Consider the following 17,049-nt stretch of genomic DNA (forward strand, 5'->3'; position numbering starts at 1 on the left):
AAGGCATCCACCTGTTGACGCGCGCACACCACCCGCATAATGTAAGCAGTGTGCACATTCGGCGGTGTGCCGAGACCGAAACCATCCCACGTGGCCCGTTGACGCCCCGTTCGAGAGGAACACATCATGACGAAGGTCCTATTCGTAGTAACCGCAGCCGACCGGTGGACCCTCAACGACGGCACCGTGCATCCCTCGGGGTACTGGGCCGAGGAGCTCGCGGTGCCCCACCGCATCTTCACCGAAGCCGGATGGGACATCACCGTGGCCACCCCCGGCGGCAAGGCACCGACGCTCGATCAGCTCAGCCTCGGCATTTCCGGGGGAATGCCGTGGAAACGCCGCGATGTGAAGAACTACCTCGACAGCATCGCCGACGTACTCTCCCACCCGGCGTCGCTGGATTCGGTGGATTCGGACGAATACGACCTGGTGTTCTACCCGGGCGGTCACGGCCCGATGGAGGATCTCGCCTACGACAAGACCTCCGGCGAATTGCTGTCCCACCGTCTGGCATCGGGTAAACCGCTGGCCCTGCTGTGCCACGCGCCGGCCGCGGTCCTGGCCGCAACCAACCCCGACGGCACCTCGGCCTTCGCCGGTTACCGAATGACCGGGCTGTCCAACCGCGAAGAACTGCTGAACCGATTCGCCAAGAAGGCGCCGTGGCTGTTGGAGGACAAACTGAAAGAAGTTGGCGCCGAGTACTCCAAAGGACTGATCCCGCTGCGCCCACATGTGGTCGTCGACCGCAACCTCTACACCGGTCAGAACCCGCAGTCCTCGGAGAAACTGGCCACCCAGCTCGTCGACGTTGTTGTCGGCGCCGCGAAAGGCTCCGCGACCGGGTAGGGCCGTCGTGCTCGCATCTCGGTGTCGGCCTGGTGCCGAGCATTTCCCGACTGCCGCGGAGCGATTGTGGGCACTGGCGTCATCGTGCATCCAGTCGCCGGTGTGTGCGCCGCCGATCTCGAGTACTGGGTTCTCCCCGTCACCACCAATGGGATCGGCTCGCCCGTGCACCGGCCGGGGGATCGGTGCGGCGCTGGTTGCAGCCGTCCCCGAGGCGTTCTTCACTCGTCGTCCATGGTTTCGCCCAGCGGCTCCTTGAGCGCAATCAGGCAGGCCGTGCTGAGGACGGCGAGGGCAGAGAGGAACCCGGCGATGCCCGCCTTGCCGAAGGCGTCGACCAACCGGTCGGCGAGGAGCAGGGGCACGGCACCGCCGAGGATGCCGGCCAGGTTGTATGCCATGCCGGCACCGCTGTAGCGGTAGCGGGCATGGAACAGCTCGGGCAGGTAGGCGGCGGCCGGACCGTAGGGGATGCCGAGGGTGATCATCAGCACCGCCATCGCGATGAAGAACGAGACCGCGTTGCCGGGCTGCATGACCGCGAAGGCGAGCGGTCCGGCGACGATGCCGAAGCAGGTGCCGGTGAGCAGGACTGCACGGCGCCCGAACCGGTCGGACAGGATCGCCGACGCGACGACGACAACGCACATGACAAGGGCAGCAAGGATATTGACCACGAGAATCGACCGCTGAGGCAGACCGAGGACGCCGACCTCCGGCGCGGCGCTGGCATAGCCGGTGAGGAAGACGATCGAGATATAGAAACAGCCGAATGTCATCGACAGCATGCCACCGCCGAGCAGAATCTGCCGCCACTGATCGCGGATCGCGTCGAGGAACGGGAGCTTGAGCTGCTGCCGACCCTCCACGACCTTGGTGAACGACGGCGTCTCGGCAATATTGAGTCGGACCCACAGGCCCACGCAGACGAGCACGGCACTGATCAGGAACGGAATCCGCCAACCCCACGCCGCAAACGCGGCACCGCTCATGGTCAAGGAGGTCAGCAGGAAGGTCGCACTCGACAGCGCGACGCCGATCCCGGGGCCGAGCTGCGGGAACATGCTGTACTTCCCGCGCTCGCCGGAGTCGGCGTATTCCGACGTCAGCAGCGCCGCTCCCGCCCACTCGCCGCCGAGCGCAAGGCCCTGCAGAACGCGCAGAAACACGAGCATCAACGGCGCGGCAACTCCGATGGCGTCCGCAGTCGGGACCAGACCGATCGCGAAGGTCGAGCCGCCCATGACAACCAGGCTGGTGACCAGCGTGCGCTTGCGGCCCAGCCGATCTCCGTAGTGTCCGAACACGATCGCGCCCAGCGGGCGCACCACGAACGCAATTCCGAAGGTCGCGATCGCGGCCACGGTCGCCGCGCCCGGACCGAGCGAAGGAAAGAACAGCGGGCCGAACACGAGAGCCGCTGCGGTGCCATAGATCAGGAAGTCGTAGAACTCGATCGTCGTACCGACCAACGAGGCCGCAGCGATGCGAGCCATCGGACGTCGGAGGGCGGAAGACTGCCCCGGGGCCGCGCCCCTGCTGGTTCTAGTCGTCATGAATGCCTCACTGGTCGAGCCGCTGCCGCGGCGTTCGGTAGTCGGCGGGCTCGGTCGAGGGCTCCCGCCGTCCCTCAGAACAGAACTGTCCTCGGACGTGACCCCGGACACACGATGGGCCAGTCACAGGATCTTCGAGGAGGGCTTGTGGTCGAACCACACAAAGAGAGAGTGAGTGTCGTGAACGTGCCAGCAACCTCCCCAGCCGACCCGCGGGTCGTACGAATCGCCGAGCGGGTGCATGGCTCACTCCAGGAGATCGTGGAATCGTCCGTGCAGCGCACCTGGGACGAAGTGGGGGCATATTCCGCAAGTCCCGACGCGAGTCTGCGGGACGACCTTCACCGCCACATCGACGCGGTCTTTCGGGTGGTGCTCGACACCCTGCGCGAAGGCCGCGCCGCGAGGCCCGAGGACTTCCCGATGACCGCCTCGCAGGCCACGCGGCGGGTGCGACAGGGCGTCGGCCTCGCCGACTTCCTCCGTGCCTACCGACTCAACCAGGAGAATCTGTGGCACGGCATCGTCACGGCCTGCGGCGGGGATCGGCAACTGCGCGACGCGGCGCTCGGTCAGGTCTCGCACGTGATGCAGGTAATCGAGGCCGGAGCCTCGGTCGCCGCCCAGACCTACCTGAAGGCCCAGCAGCTGGACGTCGCCGACGGCGACCGGGCACGCCGCGACCTGCTCGAGGATCTGCTGGCCGGACGGGAGCCGGCGGCGGGGCCCCGACGGGACCTGCTTCGCGAAGTCGGCCTCGAGACCTCGACACGCCTGGTCGTAGCCTCTGCCGTGCCGGCGCAGGCGCTGGCCCCGGGCCAGAGCTTGCGCGAGGCGCTGATTACGCTGCACAGCGCCTTCGGAACCGGAAACCGTGGACTCACCGTCGTCCGCCAAGACGAGTTGATCGGTGTCTCGCCCGTCGTCGGCTCGGTCGACGCGCTCATCGATCGGCTCACTCGCGCGCACGCGCAGCTGAAGCGTGCCGGCCTGCGCTTGTGCCTCGGTGTCTCGACCGAGCACACCGGCCACGGCTCGGTGTCCGAGGCATACGCCGAAGCGGGTGTCGCCCGCGACGGATTGGCCCGCGAGCCCGGGATCCGGGCCATGCCGCGGCTGTCGACCTTCGACTACCTGGTAAGCCGACCCGACCCGACAGTGCACCGCCTGATCCGCCCCAAGCTACGGACGTTCGTCGAGGACGACCTACGTCGTGGCGGTGTTCTGATCGCGACACTGCTCGCCTACATCGACGCGGACCTGAACGCAAAGATCGCGGCCGAACGCCTGCACACCCACGTGAACACCATGTACTACCGACTCGACCGTATCGCCGCGCGCACCGGATATGACCTGCGGCGAATTGTCGACGTCCAGGAACTGCTGATCGCGGTCCGACTGCTAAGCGGCGCCGACGGTGGCCATGCGGGCTCAACCGTGGCCTGACGCCCAAGGTTACAGTGCGATCACACTGCCGACTCCGCTCTCAAGCTGTCGAGAATCGATCGTTTTCCGACACCCGTTCTGACCCGCGGATTCGGCACGTCCAAAGCGTCGACAACCCGTGTCGAGAAACTATGTCGAAAAACCTTTGCGGGGGTATTGTCGACACATGCTGATCGGCTACGCGCGGGTGTCCAGCGCAGACCAGAACCCCGACCACCAGGTCGATGCTCTGCGCCGCGCCGGGGTGGCGGCCGAGGACATTCACGTCGATCACGCGGGCGGGGCGAAAGCCTCGCGGCCGCAACTCGATCTGGCGCTGCAGCGGCTCCGTGCCGACGACGTCCTGGTGATCACCCGGCTGGACCGGCTCGGTCGGTCGATGCTGCACCTGATCACGCTCGGCGCCGACCTGCGCGAGCGCGGCATCGGTCTGAAGGTGCTCGAGCAGGGGATCGACACCGCCACTGCCGAGGGCCGCGCGATGTTCGGCATGTTGTCGGTCCTGGCCGAGTTCCAGCGCGAGCTGATCGTGGCGAACACCCGCGACGGACTGGCCGCGGCCCGTGCCCGCGGCCGGAAGGGTGGCCGGCCGTCGAAACTGAGCTCGGATCAGATCGAACTGGCTCAACGCCTGTACGACGCAGGCGATCACACCGTCGCACAGATCGCCGGCATGCTGAAAGTGCCCCGTACCACGGTGTATGGGCATCTGAACAAACGTGTGGATATCGCACCGGTCATGCAGGACATCATCCTGGTCACCGATCCACCTGCACCCACGTCTCGCACGTGCCCGACCTGCGGGCATGAACCCACCTCTCGCGCCGAGGCCGCGCATCAACGTGCTGACCTCGCAGTGATGTGGCTCCACCCGGACCCCCAAAACCGCGGAACGCTGATCGGTCGACAGCACTGCCGTCATTGTGAACCCGGGCAGCCAGCATTCGACATCGCCTGCAGCGTCTGCGGCGACGGCCCCATCCTCGCCGGCAGACTCGCTGAGCTGGCCGAAAAGGGAGATCTGACCAGGCCGGTTCAGCGATGGCTCACCGCAGCCGGATGGACCGTCACGCCTGATCTTCTATGCCCGGACCACGCGTGAGGCGGGAACGGAGCCGATGCGGCGGGGAATGGAATTCGACGCCTTTCGAATACCGCACCCCACCAGTCTTCTGGGTCTCGCGCGGCGGTCGGCAGAAGGTGGTGCGCCCGCACCGGTACGCGCTGGCGATCGAACTCGGCCGTCCACTGACCGACGACGAGGTCGCGTTGCACGAAGTGTGCGACAACCCGATCTGCGTGCGGGCGTCGTCGGAAGCGTTAGGTCGTCCGCACGTCGTGCTCGGCACGCAAGCACAGAATCTCGCCGGGATGGGTGCGAAGGGGCGCGGCGGCGGCCGCGGGCAGACCTGGCATTGGTACGGGCCCGACCGCGCCGCAAGGGCAGCGCGCTCGCGGGCATTGCGTGAAGCGGTGCGCGGCGGGTGGGACGACGAAGCCGTACAAGCGGCGTTCCTGCACACCGACACACCGACCTTGTTCTGAAAGCAAAAGGATCGACAACACGATTCGCCCGGCCCGACGGGAAACGTTAGGCCGATGGAGGAGAGAGCATGAGCGAGAAGGCAACACCAGTGCACAGGTCGCATGTCGAAGCGACGTTGTATCACCTCACCAAGCACAGCTGGGAGGTGTCCGACGCGGACCTCGAGGCTGTCGTCGCGGGCGAACCCGTCACCCGAGGCCCGTCCAACGATGTGAGAGTTGATTTTGCGTTTCCGGATCCGCACGCATTGAAGGACTTCCTCTAGAACCGCCGGCCGCGCAACACGACGTGTGGTGCGCACGCAGACGCGCAGAGGGTGTTCGGGCTCGATGCCCGAACACCCTCTACGCTGACCGGGAGCGCATCCCCGGACGTAGCCTGTCCGGGGGGCGCGCTCCCTATTTTGCGTCAGTCGAACTCGACACCGAGCTGCTGTGCGCTCTCGATCCCGCTGGCGGTGAGTCCGGCGATCGTGTCCGGGTGCACTGCGCGTTGCAATGCAATGTCGAGCAGGTCGAGCATCCGGGTTTCCGCCTCGGGTGCATCCTCGGCGCTCGCGCGGGCGGCATCGATTGCAATGCCCGCTTCCGGGCCGGTTCCGGCGATGTAGGCGAAGTACGCGGTGATGGTGAGGGTTTGCACGCGGGCGTGGCCGCGTACCTGGGTAGCGACAAGGATCATTGCCGCGTGTGCCTCGGCCGCGCCGTAGTGGGCGAGTCCGAGAAACGCGTCGCGCTGCATCGGTCCGCTCGCGGCGACCAGTCCGACGCGGGCGGCGAGATCGCCGCTGGGAATCTCACCGTTGCGGATGACGGCGGCGAGCTCGGTGATGGTCGCGCGCGCGAAGTCGTCGCCCTGTTCGGCGGCGGCCCGGGCGGCGATGCGGGGATCCGCTTCGGCGGCGAGACCGTAGCGGGCGGCGATCGCGGCGCGTGAGGTGGCTACGTTGCGGCCGTCGAACACAGCGGCCGCGTGGACGGCGGAGGTGGTCGGGTCCGGAACTGCGCCGCGCTCGAGGGTGTCGAGGTTGACCCACATTGCGCCCTCGGTGAGTTCGGCGGTGTGCAACGACAGCATCGGGGCGACGCCCTCGGCCTCGAGACGGTCGCGCAGCGATGTCCTGTTGTCGAGGGCGGCGGCCGCGCCGGGTCCGCCCGCGATCACGGCGAGGATCACGCCGGTGGCGTTCTCGCGGGCGGCGATGCCGCACAACCGTTCGGCGGGAATCTCGGCGTCCTGGTCGGCGTCGTACCGGGACACGAGCACGAGGCGGGCTCCGGTCATGCCGTCGGCCTCGGACTCGCCGAGCAGAATCGCCACGATGGACTGCACCGGAGTGAATCCCAGTATCGCGGGAATCGCGGCGAGCACATCGGTGGCGGTGCGAAGGCGGATCATAAAACGCTCCTTGGGAGAAGTAGGTGAGCCGGACCGGAGTCCCGCCCGTTCTTTTGCCGTTCTGGCAAGGAAAAATTTGGGCCGGTATGAGGGGACCGGAGTGCAACCCCTGGGCCGGAGAAGTTTTCGCGGGGAGCTTGCGAGTCGCGAAAAGTTGTCCGGAGCCGAAGGCCGGCGCTCGCGCCGCCAGGGGTTGCGCGCAGGTCACCGCCGGCCAAAATTGGTTGCCAGAAGGGAAAAAGAGAAGAACGCTTTTGTGTGCGGAGCGCAGCGGAGCTCCGATCGGGGACACCGCAGGTGGCCTCCACTGACCGCCGGGGAGGTGCCACCCGGCGGCTACGTACACATCCCGTCCCTGCACATGAGATGGCCCCGAACCGTGGCGGTTCGGGGCCATCTGGCGCCGCGTCAGGCTGCGGCGGCCTCGCCCGCGTTGCTCATGGTCTGGGTTTCGAGAGCGGGGCAAGAGACCTAGCACTACCCGAAATTCGTTGTTTTCGGCGATTACTACCAGAACCCCCAGTGAGAGCACGACGGTGACACCTCGGAGTCCGGATCAGGCAAAGGACAGGTTCGTGATGGCCGATCCGGTGCGTTGATCGCTATCTGATGTGATTGGGTTCAAAGATGCGCGGAACGTTCCCTGAGTGGTATTCGCCCGACGACTCAACGCTCAAGACCGTTGTGGCCGGGGGTGTCATCGCCCTCGATGCGAATATTCTTCATCATCTCTACCGACTCGGCGGACAGCAACGCGACAAGGTGCTCAGCGTGCTAACCCATGACGAAGTCCGGTCACGGTTATGGCTGCCATATCAGGCAGGGTTGGAATACCACCGAAACCGGCTGAAATCTGCCTACGACCAGAGCGAGGTTTACAAGAAGCTCAACAAGGAGATCGCCAAGCACAAAGGGCAGATTCGAACGCTGATCGAGGGTCAGATATCCGATCCAGATGTGCGTTCGACCGCACTCGCAACGCTCGGCGAGGCGTTTACGACACTCTCCAACCGACTCACCGAACTCGGCAGCGAACACGTGATTGACTACCAAGAGGTCCGGCAGTCCGATCCGGTCCGCAACACACTCGACAACATCTTCCGCGACGAAGGGCAGATCGGCACGGAACCCACATCTGAAACTTTGGCCGCTCGGATCAACGACGCGACGAAGCGCTACCAGAAGAAGATTCCACCTGGCTACATGGATGCGTCCGGACCTGGAAAGAAGGACAACCCCGAGGGCGACTTCCTCATATGGGGCGAGCTTCTCGACCACGCCGAAACTGACAACCGCCCATTGCTGTTCGTGACCAACGACGAGAAGGAGGATTGGTACGCGCTCGACGCAGCCGGCCAGATCGTCGGCCCTCGGCCCGAACTTCTCGTAGAGATGCGCCAGCGCTCCGCGCATCCGTACCACCAAACAACCTTGACCGGGTTTCTGCGCCTGGCAAAGAAGTACCTCAACGTCCAGGTCGATGACGCCACGATCGACAGAGTGGACGCGACAATCGAAGTTCCCTCAATCCGCGTAGAAGCAAAATTCAGTGCCACAGGGAAACTTGAGTCGGTTGTTCAAGTTGACGGCGACGGCATACCGCAGCCGAATCTCTCGTCGCCACCGCCCGCTGCTGTCGTTCACGGAATGCTCACCGATGTGTTGCAGAAGTTAGAGCCGGGGACGCGGGCCTACGAGGAGATTTCGTCCAAAGTACGCAGTATTGAACTGGGCACGTTACCGGACACCCCTGACATGCAGCTGACCTGGGAGCTGATCCGCTACGTCGCGACACACTCGACTCCAGTGACTGAGGAGCTTGATCAGATCATTGATGTCGCTGGGTCGGCGAGGCGTCCTGATTAGGGATCGTCTACCGGGTAGTTGCCTCAGCAACGGAGCAGCATCTACCAATGGTTCGCCTTGTACTGACTCGGGGCTGGTAAGTGGACATTCGTGTGCGACCGACGAATCGATCCTTAACCGGTCACAGCGTGGGGGTCGGACCGATCGAGCGCTCGTCGCACCGACGACCTGCCGACGCCAACCGACTTGGCGATCGCATCCAAGCTTTTACCCTGTTCGCGCATGGTACGAGCGAGTTCGATTCGGTCGGTGTTCATGACGGTGGGTCGTCCGCCGTGTCGGCCTTGGCGTGCGGCGGCGTCGAGGCCTGCGCGGGTGCGTTCGATGATCATGCGGCGTTCCATCTGGGCGAGGGCGGCCATGATGTGGAACAGGAACTCTCCACCGGGGGTGGTGGTGTCGAACCCTTCGGTGAGGGACCGGAACTGGATACCGCGTTCGCCGAGGTTATGGACGGTTTCGATGACGTGTCGCATGGACCTGCCGAGACGGTCGAGTTTCCACACCACGAGCACGTCGCCGTCGTTGTCGCGCAGGTAGTTCAGGCATTTGTCGAGCTCGGGGCGGGCGGTCTTGGCGCCGGACTCGTAGTCGGTGAAGATCTTGATTGCGCCGGCCTCGCGAAGTGCGTGTTCTTGAAGTTCCGGGTTTTGCTCGAGGGTCGATACTCGTGCGTAGCCGATGATGCTCACAGTCTCGGTCCTTCCGGCCGCGATCCAGGATGGGACATGGTGTGGCTGGTCGTCATGGTGTGGCCGGTGTCCGGTGTCCAGTACGGCTGTTGCCAGCTCGATTCGTATTCCGGCAACTCACGATGTTCGGCAACGGCCGCCGGTGTCGGTTCGGGCTGATGATCGATGTCGGCCACTGTGTGTTGGGTCGACCACGTGTAGGGCTTGTCGAACCGGTTCTCCGCGTGCTCGATCATCGTGACCCAGTGCTCCTGCACGGTGGTCAGGGCGTCGCGGCTGGGCGCGGTGACCACGTCGACCGGGATGGAGTCTTTTTCGACGATCACCGGGCCGAGGATTTCGCCGAGGATCTTGCCCTGGTCGACGAACGAGAAGGTGCGTGCGGACTGCAAGGCGCCGACGTTGATTTCTCGCCAGTCGATCGCCCACCCGGCTTGGTGGGCGATCTGGTCGACGAACACCTTCTGCGTGCGGGAGTTTCCGTCGACGAAGGGGTGTAGCAAGGTCAGGTCGCCCCAGTACTCGGCGAGTGCGGTGGTGAACTCGGCTTGGTCGAGTCCGCGGAGGTAGTCGGCGGTCGCGAGGTTCGCGAAGTTCTCTGCGATGCCGGCCTCGATGGACTCCGGTGAATCGTGTTCGATGCCGGTGTTTCCTGCGAAGGAACGGACGGTGCGGATCTCGCCTGCCGACTCGTAGACGTCTTGGAGCAGGTAGTAGTGGATGTCTTGCAGATGGGTGAAGCCGAAGTCTCCGGCCACTGGTTCGATGGCGAGCTCTGCCAGCCGCCATGTGGTTGCGGCGGATTCGACCTCGGCGAGGAGCTGGGGATCGGTGTAGCCGAGGAGGTTGAACTGGTCAACCGATCATCCTCCGCCGGGATGGGTGTTGTCAGCGAGATGCGCGGGCCAGTCGGGGAATCTCCCCGGGTTCACCCAGGGACCGCTCAGTCACCTCACGCGCGAGGAGCCCGACGTCCGCGGCCCGGTCGAGTATGAGCTGGTCCGCCACCGGTCCCGAAGTCATCCTGGCCGTCCGTCGATCACGTCGCCGTCCGGGATCCGGGACGGACGGCCCGCACGGATGCGTGATTGACGTGGCCGATCGTGACCGAGCACGATTTCTCCTATGAATCCCACCGAAGAAGCCCGCCAGATCTCGCAGGTCATCGTTCGGCTGCTCACGAAATTCCAGACGGCGTCGTACGCCACGGTCGAGGCCGCGGTGGAGGACGCCCTCGCCCACTACGCGGAAACCCGGCCCCGGGACCTGGTTCCGTTGCTCGTCGAACACACCGCAACGGCGACACTCGCCTCGTCACCCCGAACCTGCATTCCGGGCAGCAGCGACCTGCCGGAACACCTGCATGCCAGATAGCAGGCGGCTGTTCGTTGGTGCCGGCTGAGGGGACTTCGCCGTCAGCGAACATCGCCTGCAACCACTGAAGGATCCGCCGCGCAGACTTGTTCGAGCGCCTCACATCACCGCGCTTCGGGCACGGCACGCTTCTACGACCGCGGCCGAACACCGGCTGATCTGGGGGCGAGTGGTACTGCTGCGTCCTCAGGTGTGTGGGGACGCGGCCTGACGGTGCCAGGCCAGTTCGCGGAGCCGGACCCAGTCGACGGTGGGTTCGGCGGGGCGGACCCCCGGGCGGTCGCGGGGGACCCGGATCCGGAGGGCGCCGGGCTCGATGGTGCAGCGCACCGGGGTGGGCATCAGCAGGGATTCGCCGTCGACGCCGACCGGGGTCTGGCGTGTGCGGGCGTCGACAATCACCTCGGCGGTGGTGTGCTGGGTCAGGCCCCGGACGTTCGCGCGGCGCAGCAGCCCGACGGCCTGGTGGGCGCTGGCGACCGATACGGTCACGACGCCGAGGACGCCGCGGTCGAGCCGGTCCCGTCGGTTCAGGCCGGCGAGATCGCCGGTCCCGTAAAGGTTGTTGCTCACCAGCACTGTTGCGGGTTCCGCACGGTGACGTCCCCGATTTCTGCGACGAGTGAGGCACCAGCCTGTCCGGCGAGCAGGTCCGGGAGCATCCCGAGCACGGTCCCGGCCTTGTCGTCGCGGTAGGCGGGGCTGCGGACCACCTCTGCGTAGACCCCGAAGGAGGCGTTGTTGACGAACGGGCGGCCGTTGATCCGGCCGAGGTCGACGGCGAGCTCGACGCCGTCGCGCAGGGCGTCGAGACACCGGCTCGGGTCGGTGCGGTCGAGTCCGAGGTCCATCGCGAAGTGGTTGCGGGTACCGGCGCTGATCACCAGGAACGGCAGGTTGTTTTCTGCCGCGACCCCGGCGACGAGGGCCTGGGTCCCGTCGCCGCCGGCCACGCCGAGCAGGTCGGCTCCGGCCTCGACCGCATGCCGGGCCAGGTTGGTGACGTCGACGGTGCCGGGTCCTTCGAGCAGGACCACTTCGGCGCCGAGTTCCTCGGCCTTGCGCCGGAGGTCGAATTTCGCGACCTTGCCGCCACCGGAGTGCGGGTTCATGATCAGCACCGGATGCCGTACCGGTGGGGCGGGCACCTCGCGGACGGCGGTGTCCGAGATTCGTCCGCGCAGGGCGGCGCGGGCGCAGGGCACCGTGAGGAGCGCGAGAACGATGGAGGCGACGACCTCGGCGAGCAGGTGGGCGCGGATGAACAGGACCAGGACGACGATCGGTGACAGCATCGCGATGGTCAGTGAGATCCAGCGCAGCACACCGCGACTGGCGAGGAACCAGTACAGGGCGGCGACCAGGACGGTGACGCCGCCGATTCCGACGAGGAGGCTCCCGACGGTGCTGAGCAGTCCGGCGGAGATCAGCGGCACCGCCACCGCGAGGATCGCCAGGGCGAACGCCGCCCGCGCCCACCAGCGGCGGGCTCCGGTCGCGGTGTCGGGGGCGGCGGACCGGTGGTCGCTCATCGTCATGTCCCCGGGTGTGCGGTGATCCGGCCGGCGTCGATCGCCTTCCGCAGCGCGGCGTGATCGCGTTCGTTCTGGTCGGCGTAGGTCTCGGCGAATGCGGTCAGCGCCTTGTCGAAGTCGTCGTCCGAACCGAGGTACCCGGCGATGGCGAACCGGTCACCGCCGCGGGCGTGCGCATACGCGAGGACCCGGGCACACAACCGCCCGTAGAGGGCCATGGCGTCGGGATTCATGGTCTCGACGACGGCGGAGCCCTTGCCGTCGCGGAGTTGGCGGACATAGAAGTCCCGGACCACGCCGTCGGCGTCGGGTCCGTGCTGCCAGCCGAGGAAGATGTCGCTCGCGGCCTGCATCAGCCGTTGCCCGGTCACGACGCGTTCGCCGTGATTGGTGAAGGCCGGGCCGTCGACGTACTTTTGGAGGACCGACGGCCCGGCCTCTTTGGCCTGCAGGAACAACGGGTCGCCGCCGGGGCCGCGGAGCAGGACGATCCAGGCCCGGGTGCCGACACTGCCCACCCCGACGACCTTCCGTGCCGTTTGCACGTACTCGAATCGATCCAACAGGAGACGGCGGGCGGGTTGCAGGGTGTCGCGGTAGTCGCGTAGTCGCCGGATCATCTCCTGGTCGATGTGGTCGGCTTCGGTGCCGGTGAAGATCTCCTCGATCGGCACGATCAGCGGCGGTGTGCTCACGATCCGCAGCTGTCCGTCCACCAGGGTGGTGAGTTTGGACAGTGCCTGCAGGCTGTCGCGGCCGCGGGATTTGTCGATCGTCTTGCGGACCCGTTTGCGGGTCGAGGAGTCCAGGACGTCGCGGAGCTCGTCCAGCTCGGTCGCGGCGTCGATGTGGGAGTACCAGACCGCGAGCTCGCCGCGGTCGGCCTGGTAGGTCATGGTTTCGCGGTATTCGGCCGCGCAGGCCCGGGTGATCCGTTTGCGCTGTTTCCGGCTGAACCCGTTGACGCGCCCGGCGACGGCGAGACTCGCGACGAGTCGTTTGACGTCCCATTCGAACGGTCCGGGATAGGTTTCGTCGAAGTCGTTGACATCGAACGCGAGCTTGCGCTCGGGGGTGGCGAAGAGTCCGAAGTTGCTCAGGTGGGCGTCCCCGCACAATTGGGTGTGCAGGCCGGTGGCCGCGACGTGGGAGAGGTCGTCGGCCATCACCAGGGCGGCGCCGCGGTAGAACGCGAAAGGTGACTCGGCCATCCGCCCGTACCGGATGGGGACGAGGTCGGGGACCCGGGTGGTCGCCTGGGACTCGAGCAGGCCGACCGGGTCACGGCCTGGGGCCGGTGCGTGTTCGGCGATGGCGTCGAACGGGATCCGGCGCCGAACCGTGTCGCCGTGCTCGGTGCGGGCCGCCCGGGTCGGATGGTCGCCCGCACCGGCGGGTGAGGGATCGGGGAATGGGTCTCGTTCTGTCATGGCGTGGTCCCTCGGGTGGCCGTCGTCCGCGGATCAGGGGTGGTCGGGATGACCACGGCCCACATCGAACCGCCCCCACCATCTTGCGCGGCCGGCGCGCCCGCTGCTGGCAATCGGTGGTCTCGGACCTCGCCCTGCACGAGCTGCAAGCGATGAAGGACCTGCATCCGTTGCAGCGAGGCCTTCGTACCAGCCCGAGACCTTCATCGATCTCGATCTCGATCTCGACCCCGACCGCATCTTGCCCATCGATCGTGGCCGACTGTTCGGGCCCGGCGTCGCGCCATCATCCGCATCGATGCTGATCTCGAGGGCGTCCAGATGGCCGGGCGCCGGCGATCAGGACTGAGCCCCCTCCTCGAGCGCCCACCGCCGGGCGGCAGGTGGCCGTTATCGGTGGCTGCGGTCGGGGCCGATGAGGCTGGTGATGCCGCGCATGGCTGCCGGTGAGGGTTTGAAGTAGCGGCGTAGGTTCTCGGGTTTGCGGTGGCGGGACTTTGCCATTATCTCCACCAGGCTGGCACCGGCCTCGCCGAGATGCGTCAGGCCGGAATGCCGAAGTTCATGCAGATCCCAACCGGTGCCGGGCCCATTCGTCGCGGTGGCGGCATCCAACACGGCGCGGGCCTGGCCGTAGGACAGCCGTGCCAGCCCGGTGTCGGGGCAGATGTCCCGGTCGGCGGCGGCCTTGCCGGGGCCCGGTCGGCGGTGGGTGACGAACAGCGGTCCGCGGGTGCGGCCCTTGGTGAGGCGTGGCAGGAGCCGGGCGGTGCCCGCGTCCCAGTACACGAGCTCGTGCGCGTACTCGTGGTAGGTGGCACCGCGGCGGCGGGTGCGGGGCTTGGCGCCCTTGGACTTCACCGGGCAACACCGCCCGGCCAGATCGAGGTCCTCGATGTTGACCTGGAGCAGTTCCTCGGTGCGGGCGCAGGTTTCGTAGAGCATCCGCCACAGCGTCTTCTCCCGGATTACGAACGAATCTGCTCCGCATCGATATTCAGCTGATCCGCCAGCCGGGCCACCGCCACCGGCGGCGCCGACGGTACCTTGTCCGGCACGAACCCCAGCCTCCAACACGCCGAAACCTCATCGGCAGACAAGCCGAGCACCAACCACCCCGGCCCGCAGCCCGAACCGAGAAATCGACGCCGACCAGGCACTACGTGAACTTCGTTGTTTTTTGCGCCATTACTACTGGAACCCCGAGCAGGCCGACGCTCGCCCTGCACGCTCAGGTCGGCGGACACTGGACCTTGACACAATCGCGAGGCTTCACTCTTGCAAAGGAGCACCGATGACTGACACCGCCGTCGACGCCGTGGCATCCGTCCAAGTGACCGAGTACTGGGTGGTCGAGGTGGACCGCCACGATGGGGCGTGTTGCTCATTCGGGCCGTTCTCCGCCGAGGCGGCCTGGGCCAGAATGGAACACCGGACCGCGCCCACCCGGTTCGCCGCCGTCGTAGGGAAGCGATGAGGATCAAGAGCGGCGCCGTGGGCATGATCCGTCTCCCGGGCGACGCGGACAGGATAGAACGGATCCGGGGTCGGGGCGGGTCAAGGAAAGTGACGTTGTGTCACGTGATCCTGGTTGTTGCGGCAGCGCTGGCAATGTTGCTCGCATATGTAGTAATTGCGATGTCCTGGGCCTCGTACCGACGCTGAAATCGTGCGTCTATTTGCCCCAGAATTCGAACGGCTGTCAGCGAAAACGGGCATTCACGCCGCCAGCGGCGGCGGCGGACGATGGCGTCGGCCGGGTGCGCACAAACCATGAGTGACCACGGACATCGAGACCCTGCACAGTCTGAATGCGAATTTCGCGTGCCAGAGCTCGCTTCCCCAGGTCCGTGCATGATGACAGCCGCGACCTACATGCCCGATTTTGGGCGGTTGCTCACTGAAGTTCGGTCAACAGTGCGGTGAGAGTCTGGTTCTCGGCCGCGGGGTCGGGTGTGCTCGCCCGCATGACTTTGAGGACGTTGTCGATCCGCCCGTCGAGGACGGTCCAGGCGGTGGCGTCCAGGGGGCGTAGGGTCGCCTCGTCGTCGTCCCACGCGGTTTCGAGGTCCTTGATCCGGGCGGTCGCGCCGGTCTGGTCGCCGGCCTGCACTTTCGCGAGCGTGTCCTGGGTGATGGTGCGGAATTTCGTGATCTCTGCCGCCGGAAAATGTGCTGTCACCTGCCCGGGGGTGAGTGTCGTGGTGACGGAGTCGGTGCCGGTTTCCTCCTCGCTCGCGATGGTTTCGTGCGGCTGCCCGGCGGCCCAGATGAGCAGGGCGCCGGTGGCGACGCCGATGACGGCGTAGTACCCGAGCATGAGCCGCTCGCGGCCCGGTGTGGTGGTCACGGTCGCGGTGAAGGTCCGTTCGTGCTCTTCGATGACGTCGCTGTGGGTGAGGGTGAGGTACACGACGGTGGCGAGGATCGCGATGAGGAAGACCACGCTGGTCAGCGCGGTACCCCAGCCGAGTCCGTGATCGGTGGACGGGGACGCGAGCCAGTCGCCGAGGTTCGCACCCAGCGGGCGAGTCAGGATGTACGCCAGCCAGAAGGAGAGCACGGCGTTCGCGCCGAGTCGCCAGCCGATCGCGATCAAGACGATCAACCCGGCCGGCAGGAGCACCGAGATGCCGGGTCCCCAGCCGGTGAGCTCGAGTACCCAGTCACCGATTGCTGTGCCCAGGGCGAAGGTGACCAGTACGGCGAGCCAGTAGAACACCTCACGCGGGGTGGTGACGATGCTGTGGATCGACAGGGTCCGCTCGCGGGCGAACCACACACCGAAGACGATGGCCAGGACCGCCGCGAAGGCGCTGGTGCTCACCGCGAGCGGGACGCCCAGGGAATCGGTGAGGATGTCGGTGTAGAGGGTGCCGGTCACGCTGAGCACGACGACCGCCAGCCAGTAGACGAACGGCACGTACCGGGTCAGGCGCAGCTGCCATCCCAGCACCGCGACGAGGACGACCGTGAAGATGAGCGCGGTGGTGTTCAGACCCAGTCCCAAGGTCATGTTGATCCAGTCGGCGAAGCTCTCACCCACGGTCGTGCACAGGATCTTGATGACCCAGAACCACACCGTGATCTCGGGCACCTTGCTCAGCATCACGCGCCGGGTCGTGGCGGAAGCAGACTTCGTTGACTCGGTCATGACCCCTGACCGTAGGGGGATCTTGCTGAAGGCACGCTGAGAGTCGGTGACGGCGACCGGACGAAAGGGGGACGAGCACGGCAACGCCGTCGTGCTGTCGGCGCAGGTTGACATGCCCGACACATCGCGCCTGGCGGGTTCCACAGCTGCTCAGCCTGCTGCCACTGGGTGGGACGTCGGCGGATGGTTCTCAGCGTGTC

The 17,049-nt window shown here is 66.2% G+C and carries 16 protein-coding genes and 1 pseudogene; 8 read left to right on the plus strand and 9 right to left on the minus strand.

The window, feature by feature from the left end; translation table 11 throughout:
* Positions 1–126 precede the first annotated feature (126 nt).
* Positions 127–852: a type 1 glutamine amidotransferase domain-containing protein gene (locus RHA1_RS15100; RefSeq protein WP_011595768.1), complete on the plus strand. Its 726-nt coding sequence runs from the start codon at positions 127–129 to the stop codon at positions 850–852.
* Between the two features lie 221 nt (positions 853–1,073).
* On the opposite strand, the gene RHA1_RS15105 is transcribed toward RHA1_RS15100, so the two are convergent.
* Complete coding sequence (locus tag RHA1_RS15105; RefSeq protein WP_011595769.1) at positions 1,074–2,408, minus strand: MFS transporter; 1,335 nt, start codon at positions 2,406–2,408, stop codon at positions 1,074–1,076.
* 180 nt (positions 2,409–2,588) lie between these two features.
* Between RHA1_RS15105 and RHA1_RS15110 the strand changes: the two genes are divergently transcribed.
* From RHA1_RS15110 to RHA1_RS15125, 4 genes are all read left to right on the plus strand, one after another.
* Positions 2,589–3,854 (plus strand): PucR family transcriptional regulator, encoded by a 1,266-nt coding sequence (locus RHA1_RS15110; protein WP_237726897.1) that lies wholly within the window; start codon positions 2,589–2,591, stop codon positions 3,852–3,854.
* Between the two features lie 166 nt (positions 3,855–4,020).
* The gene (locus RHA1_RS15115; protein WP_011595771.1) at positions 4,021–4,956 is read left to right on the plus strand and encodes a recombinase family protein; all 936 of its coding nucleotides are present in this window, start codon (positions 4,021–4,023) and stop codon (positions 4,954–4,956) included.
* A 98-nt stretch (positions 4,957–5,054) separates the two neighbouring features.
* On the plus strand, positions 5,055–5,399 hold the full coding sequence (locus RHA1_RS15120) for a hypothetical protein (protein ID WP_050787486.1): 345 nt from the start codon (positions 5,055–5,057) through the stop codon (positions 5,397–5,399).
* Between the two features lie 68 nt (positions 5,400–5,467).
* Positions 5,468–5,665: a hypothetical protein gene (locus RHA1_RS15125; protein ID WP_041811460.1), complete on the plus strand. Its 198-nt coding sequence runs from the start codon at positions 5,468–5,470 to the stop codon at positions 5,663–5,665.
* Between the two features lie 143 nt (positions 5,666–5,808).
* Here the strand turns inward: RHA1_RS15125 and RHA1_RS15130 are convergent, their stop codons facing one another.
* Entirely contained in the window at positions 5,809–6,798 is a 990-nt protein-coding gene (locus RHA1_RS15130; RefSeq protein WP_011595773.1) for a DUF4192 domain-containing protein, read from the minus strand.
* A gap of 627 nt (positions 6,799–7,425) precedes the next feature.
* Between RHA1_RS15130 and RHA1_RS15135 the strand changes: the two genes are divergently transcribed.
* Positions 7,426–8,664, plus strand: coding sequence for a PIN-like domain-containing protein (locus RHA1_RS15135; RefSeq protein ID WP_011595774.1), 1,239 nt, complete (start codon positions 7,426–7,428; stop codon positions 8,662–8,664).
* Between the two features lie 113 nt (positions 8,665–8,777).
* On the opposite strand, the gene RHA1_RS15140 is transcribed toward RHA1_RS15135, so the two are convergent.
* The 3 genes from RHA1_RS15140 to RHA1_RS52915 form a co-directional block, all read right to left on the minus strand.
* Entirely contained in the window at positions 8,778–9,356 is a 579-nt protein-coding gene (locus RHA1_RS15140) for a recombinase family protein (RefSeq protein ID WP_011595775.1), read from the minus strand.
* Positions 9,353–10,114: a Fic/DOC family protein gene (locus RHA1_RS44580; protein WP_011595776.1), complete on the minus strand. Its 762-nt coding sequence runs from the start codon at positions 10,112–10,114 to the stop codon at positions 9,353–9,355. The genes RHA1_RS15140 and RHA1_RS44580 overlap by 4 nt, the downstream gene beginning before the upstream one ends.
* Before the next feature lie 130 nt (positions 10,115–10,244).
* A complete protein-coding gene (locus RHA1_RS52915) occupies positions 10,245–10,379 on the minus strand; it encodes a hypothetical protein (protein WP_272942757.1) in 135 nt (44 codons plus the stop codon).
* Positions 10,380–10,481: 102 nt separating this feature from the next.
* On the opposite strand from RHA1_RS52915, the gene RHA1_RS15150 reads away from it, so the two are divergent.
* A complete protein-coding gene (locus RHA1_RS15150) occupies positions 10,482–10,730 on the plus strand; it encodes a three-helix bundle dimerization domain-containing protein (RefSeq protein WP_011595777.1) in 249 nt (82 codons plus the stop codon).
* Between the two features lie 186 nt (positions 10,731–10,916).
* Here the strand turns inward: RHA1_RS15150 and RHA1_RS15155 are convergent.
* From RHA1_RS15155 to RHA1_RS15165, 3 genes and pseudogenes are all read right to left on the minus strand, one after another.
* Positions 10,917–12,262 (minus strand): annotated as a pseudogene (locus RHA1_RS15155) (diacylglycerol/lipid kinase family protein).
* 2 nt (positions 12,263–12,264) lie between these two features.
* Positions 12,265–13,695, minus strand: coding sequence for a DUF2252 domain-containing protein (locus tag RHA1_RS15160; RefSeq protein ID WP_011595779.1), 1,431 nt, complete (start codon positions 13,693–13,695; stop codon positions 12,265–12,267).
* A gap of 390 nt (positions 13,696–14,085) precedes the next feature.
* Positions 14,086–14,640 carry a site-specific integrase gene (locus RHA1_RS15165; protein ID WP_237726898.1) on the minus strand — a complete coding sequence of 185 codons (555 nt, stop codon included), beginning with the start codon at positions 14,638–14,640 and terminating at the stop codon, positions 14,086–14,088.
* Positions 14,641–14,989: 349 nt separating this feature from the next.
* Here RHA1_RS15165 and RHA1_RS15170 point away from each other — a divergent pair, with 349 nt between their 5' ends.
* A complete protein-coding gene (locus RHA1_RS15170) occupies positions 14,990–15,172 on the plus strand; it encodes a hypothetical protein (RefSeq protein WP_041811461.1) in 183 nt (60 codons plus the stop codon).
* Positions 15,173–15,592: 420 nt separating this feature from the next.
* Here the strand turns inward: RHA1_RS15170 and RHA1_RS15180 are convergent, their stop codons facing one another.
* A complete protein-coding gene (locus tag RHA1_RS15180) occupies positions 15,593–16,849 on the minus strand; it encodes a COG4705 family protein (protein WP_041812414.1) in 1,257 nt (418 codons plus the stop codon).
* Between the last annotated feature and the right edge of the window lie 200 nt (positions 16,850–17,049).

This window comes from Rhodococcus jostii RHA1, from assembly GCF_000014565.1.
Taxonomy (GTDB): Bacteria; Actinomycetota; Actinomycetes; order Mycobacteriales; family Mycobacteriaceae; genus Rhodococcus_F; species Rhodococcus_F jostii_A.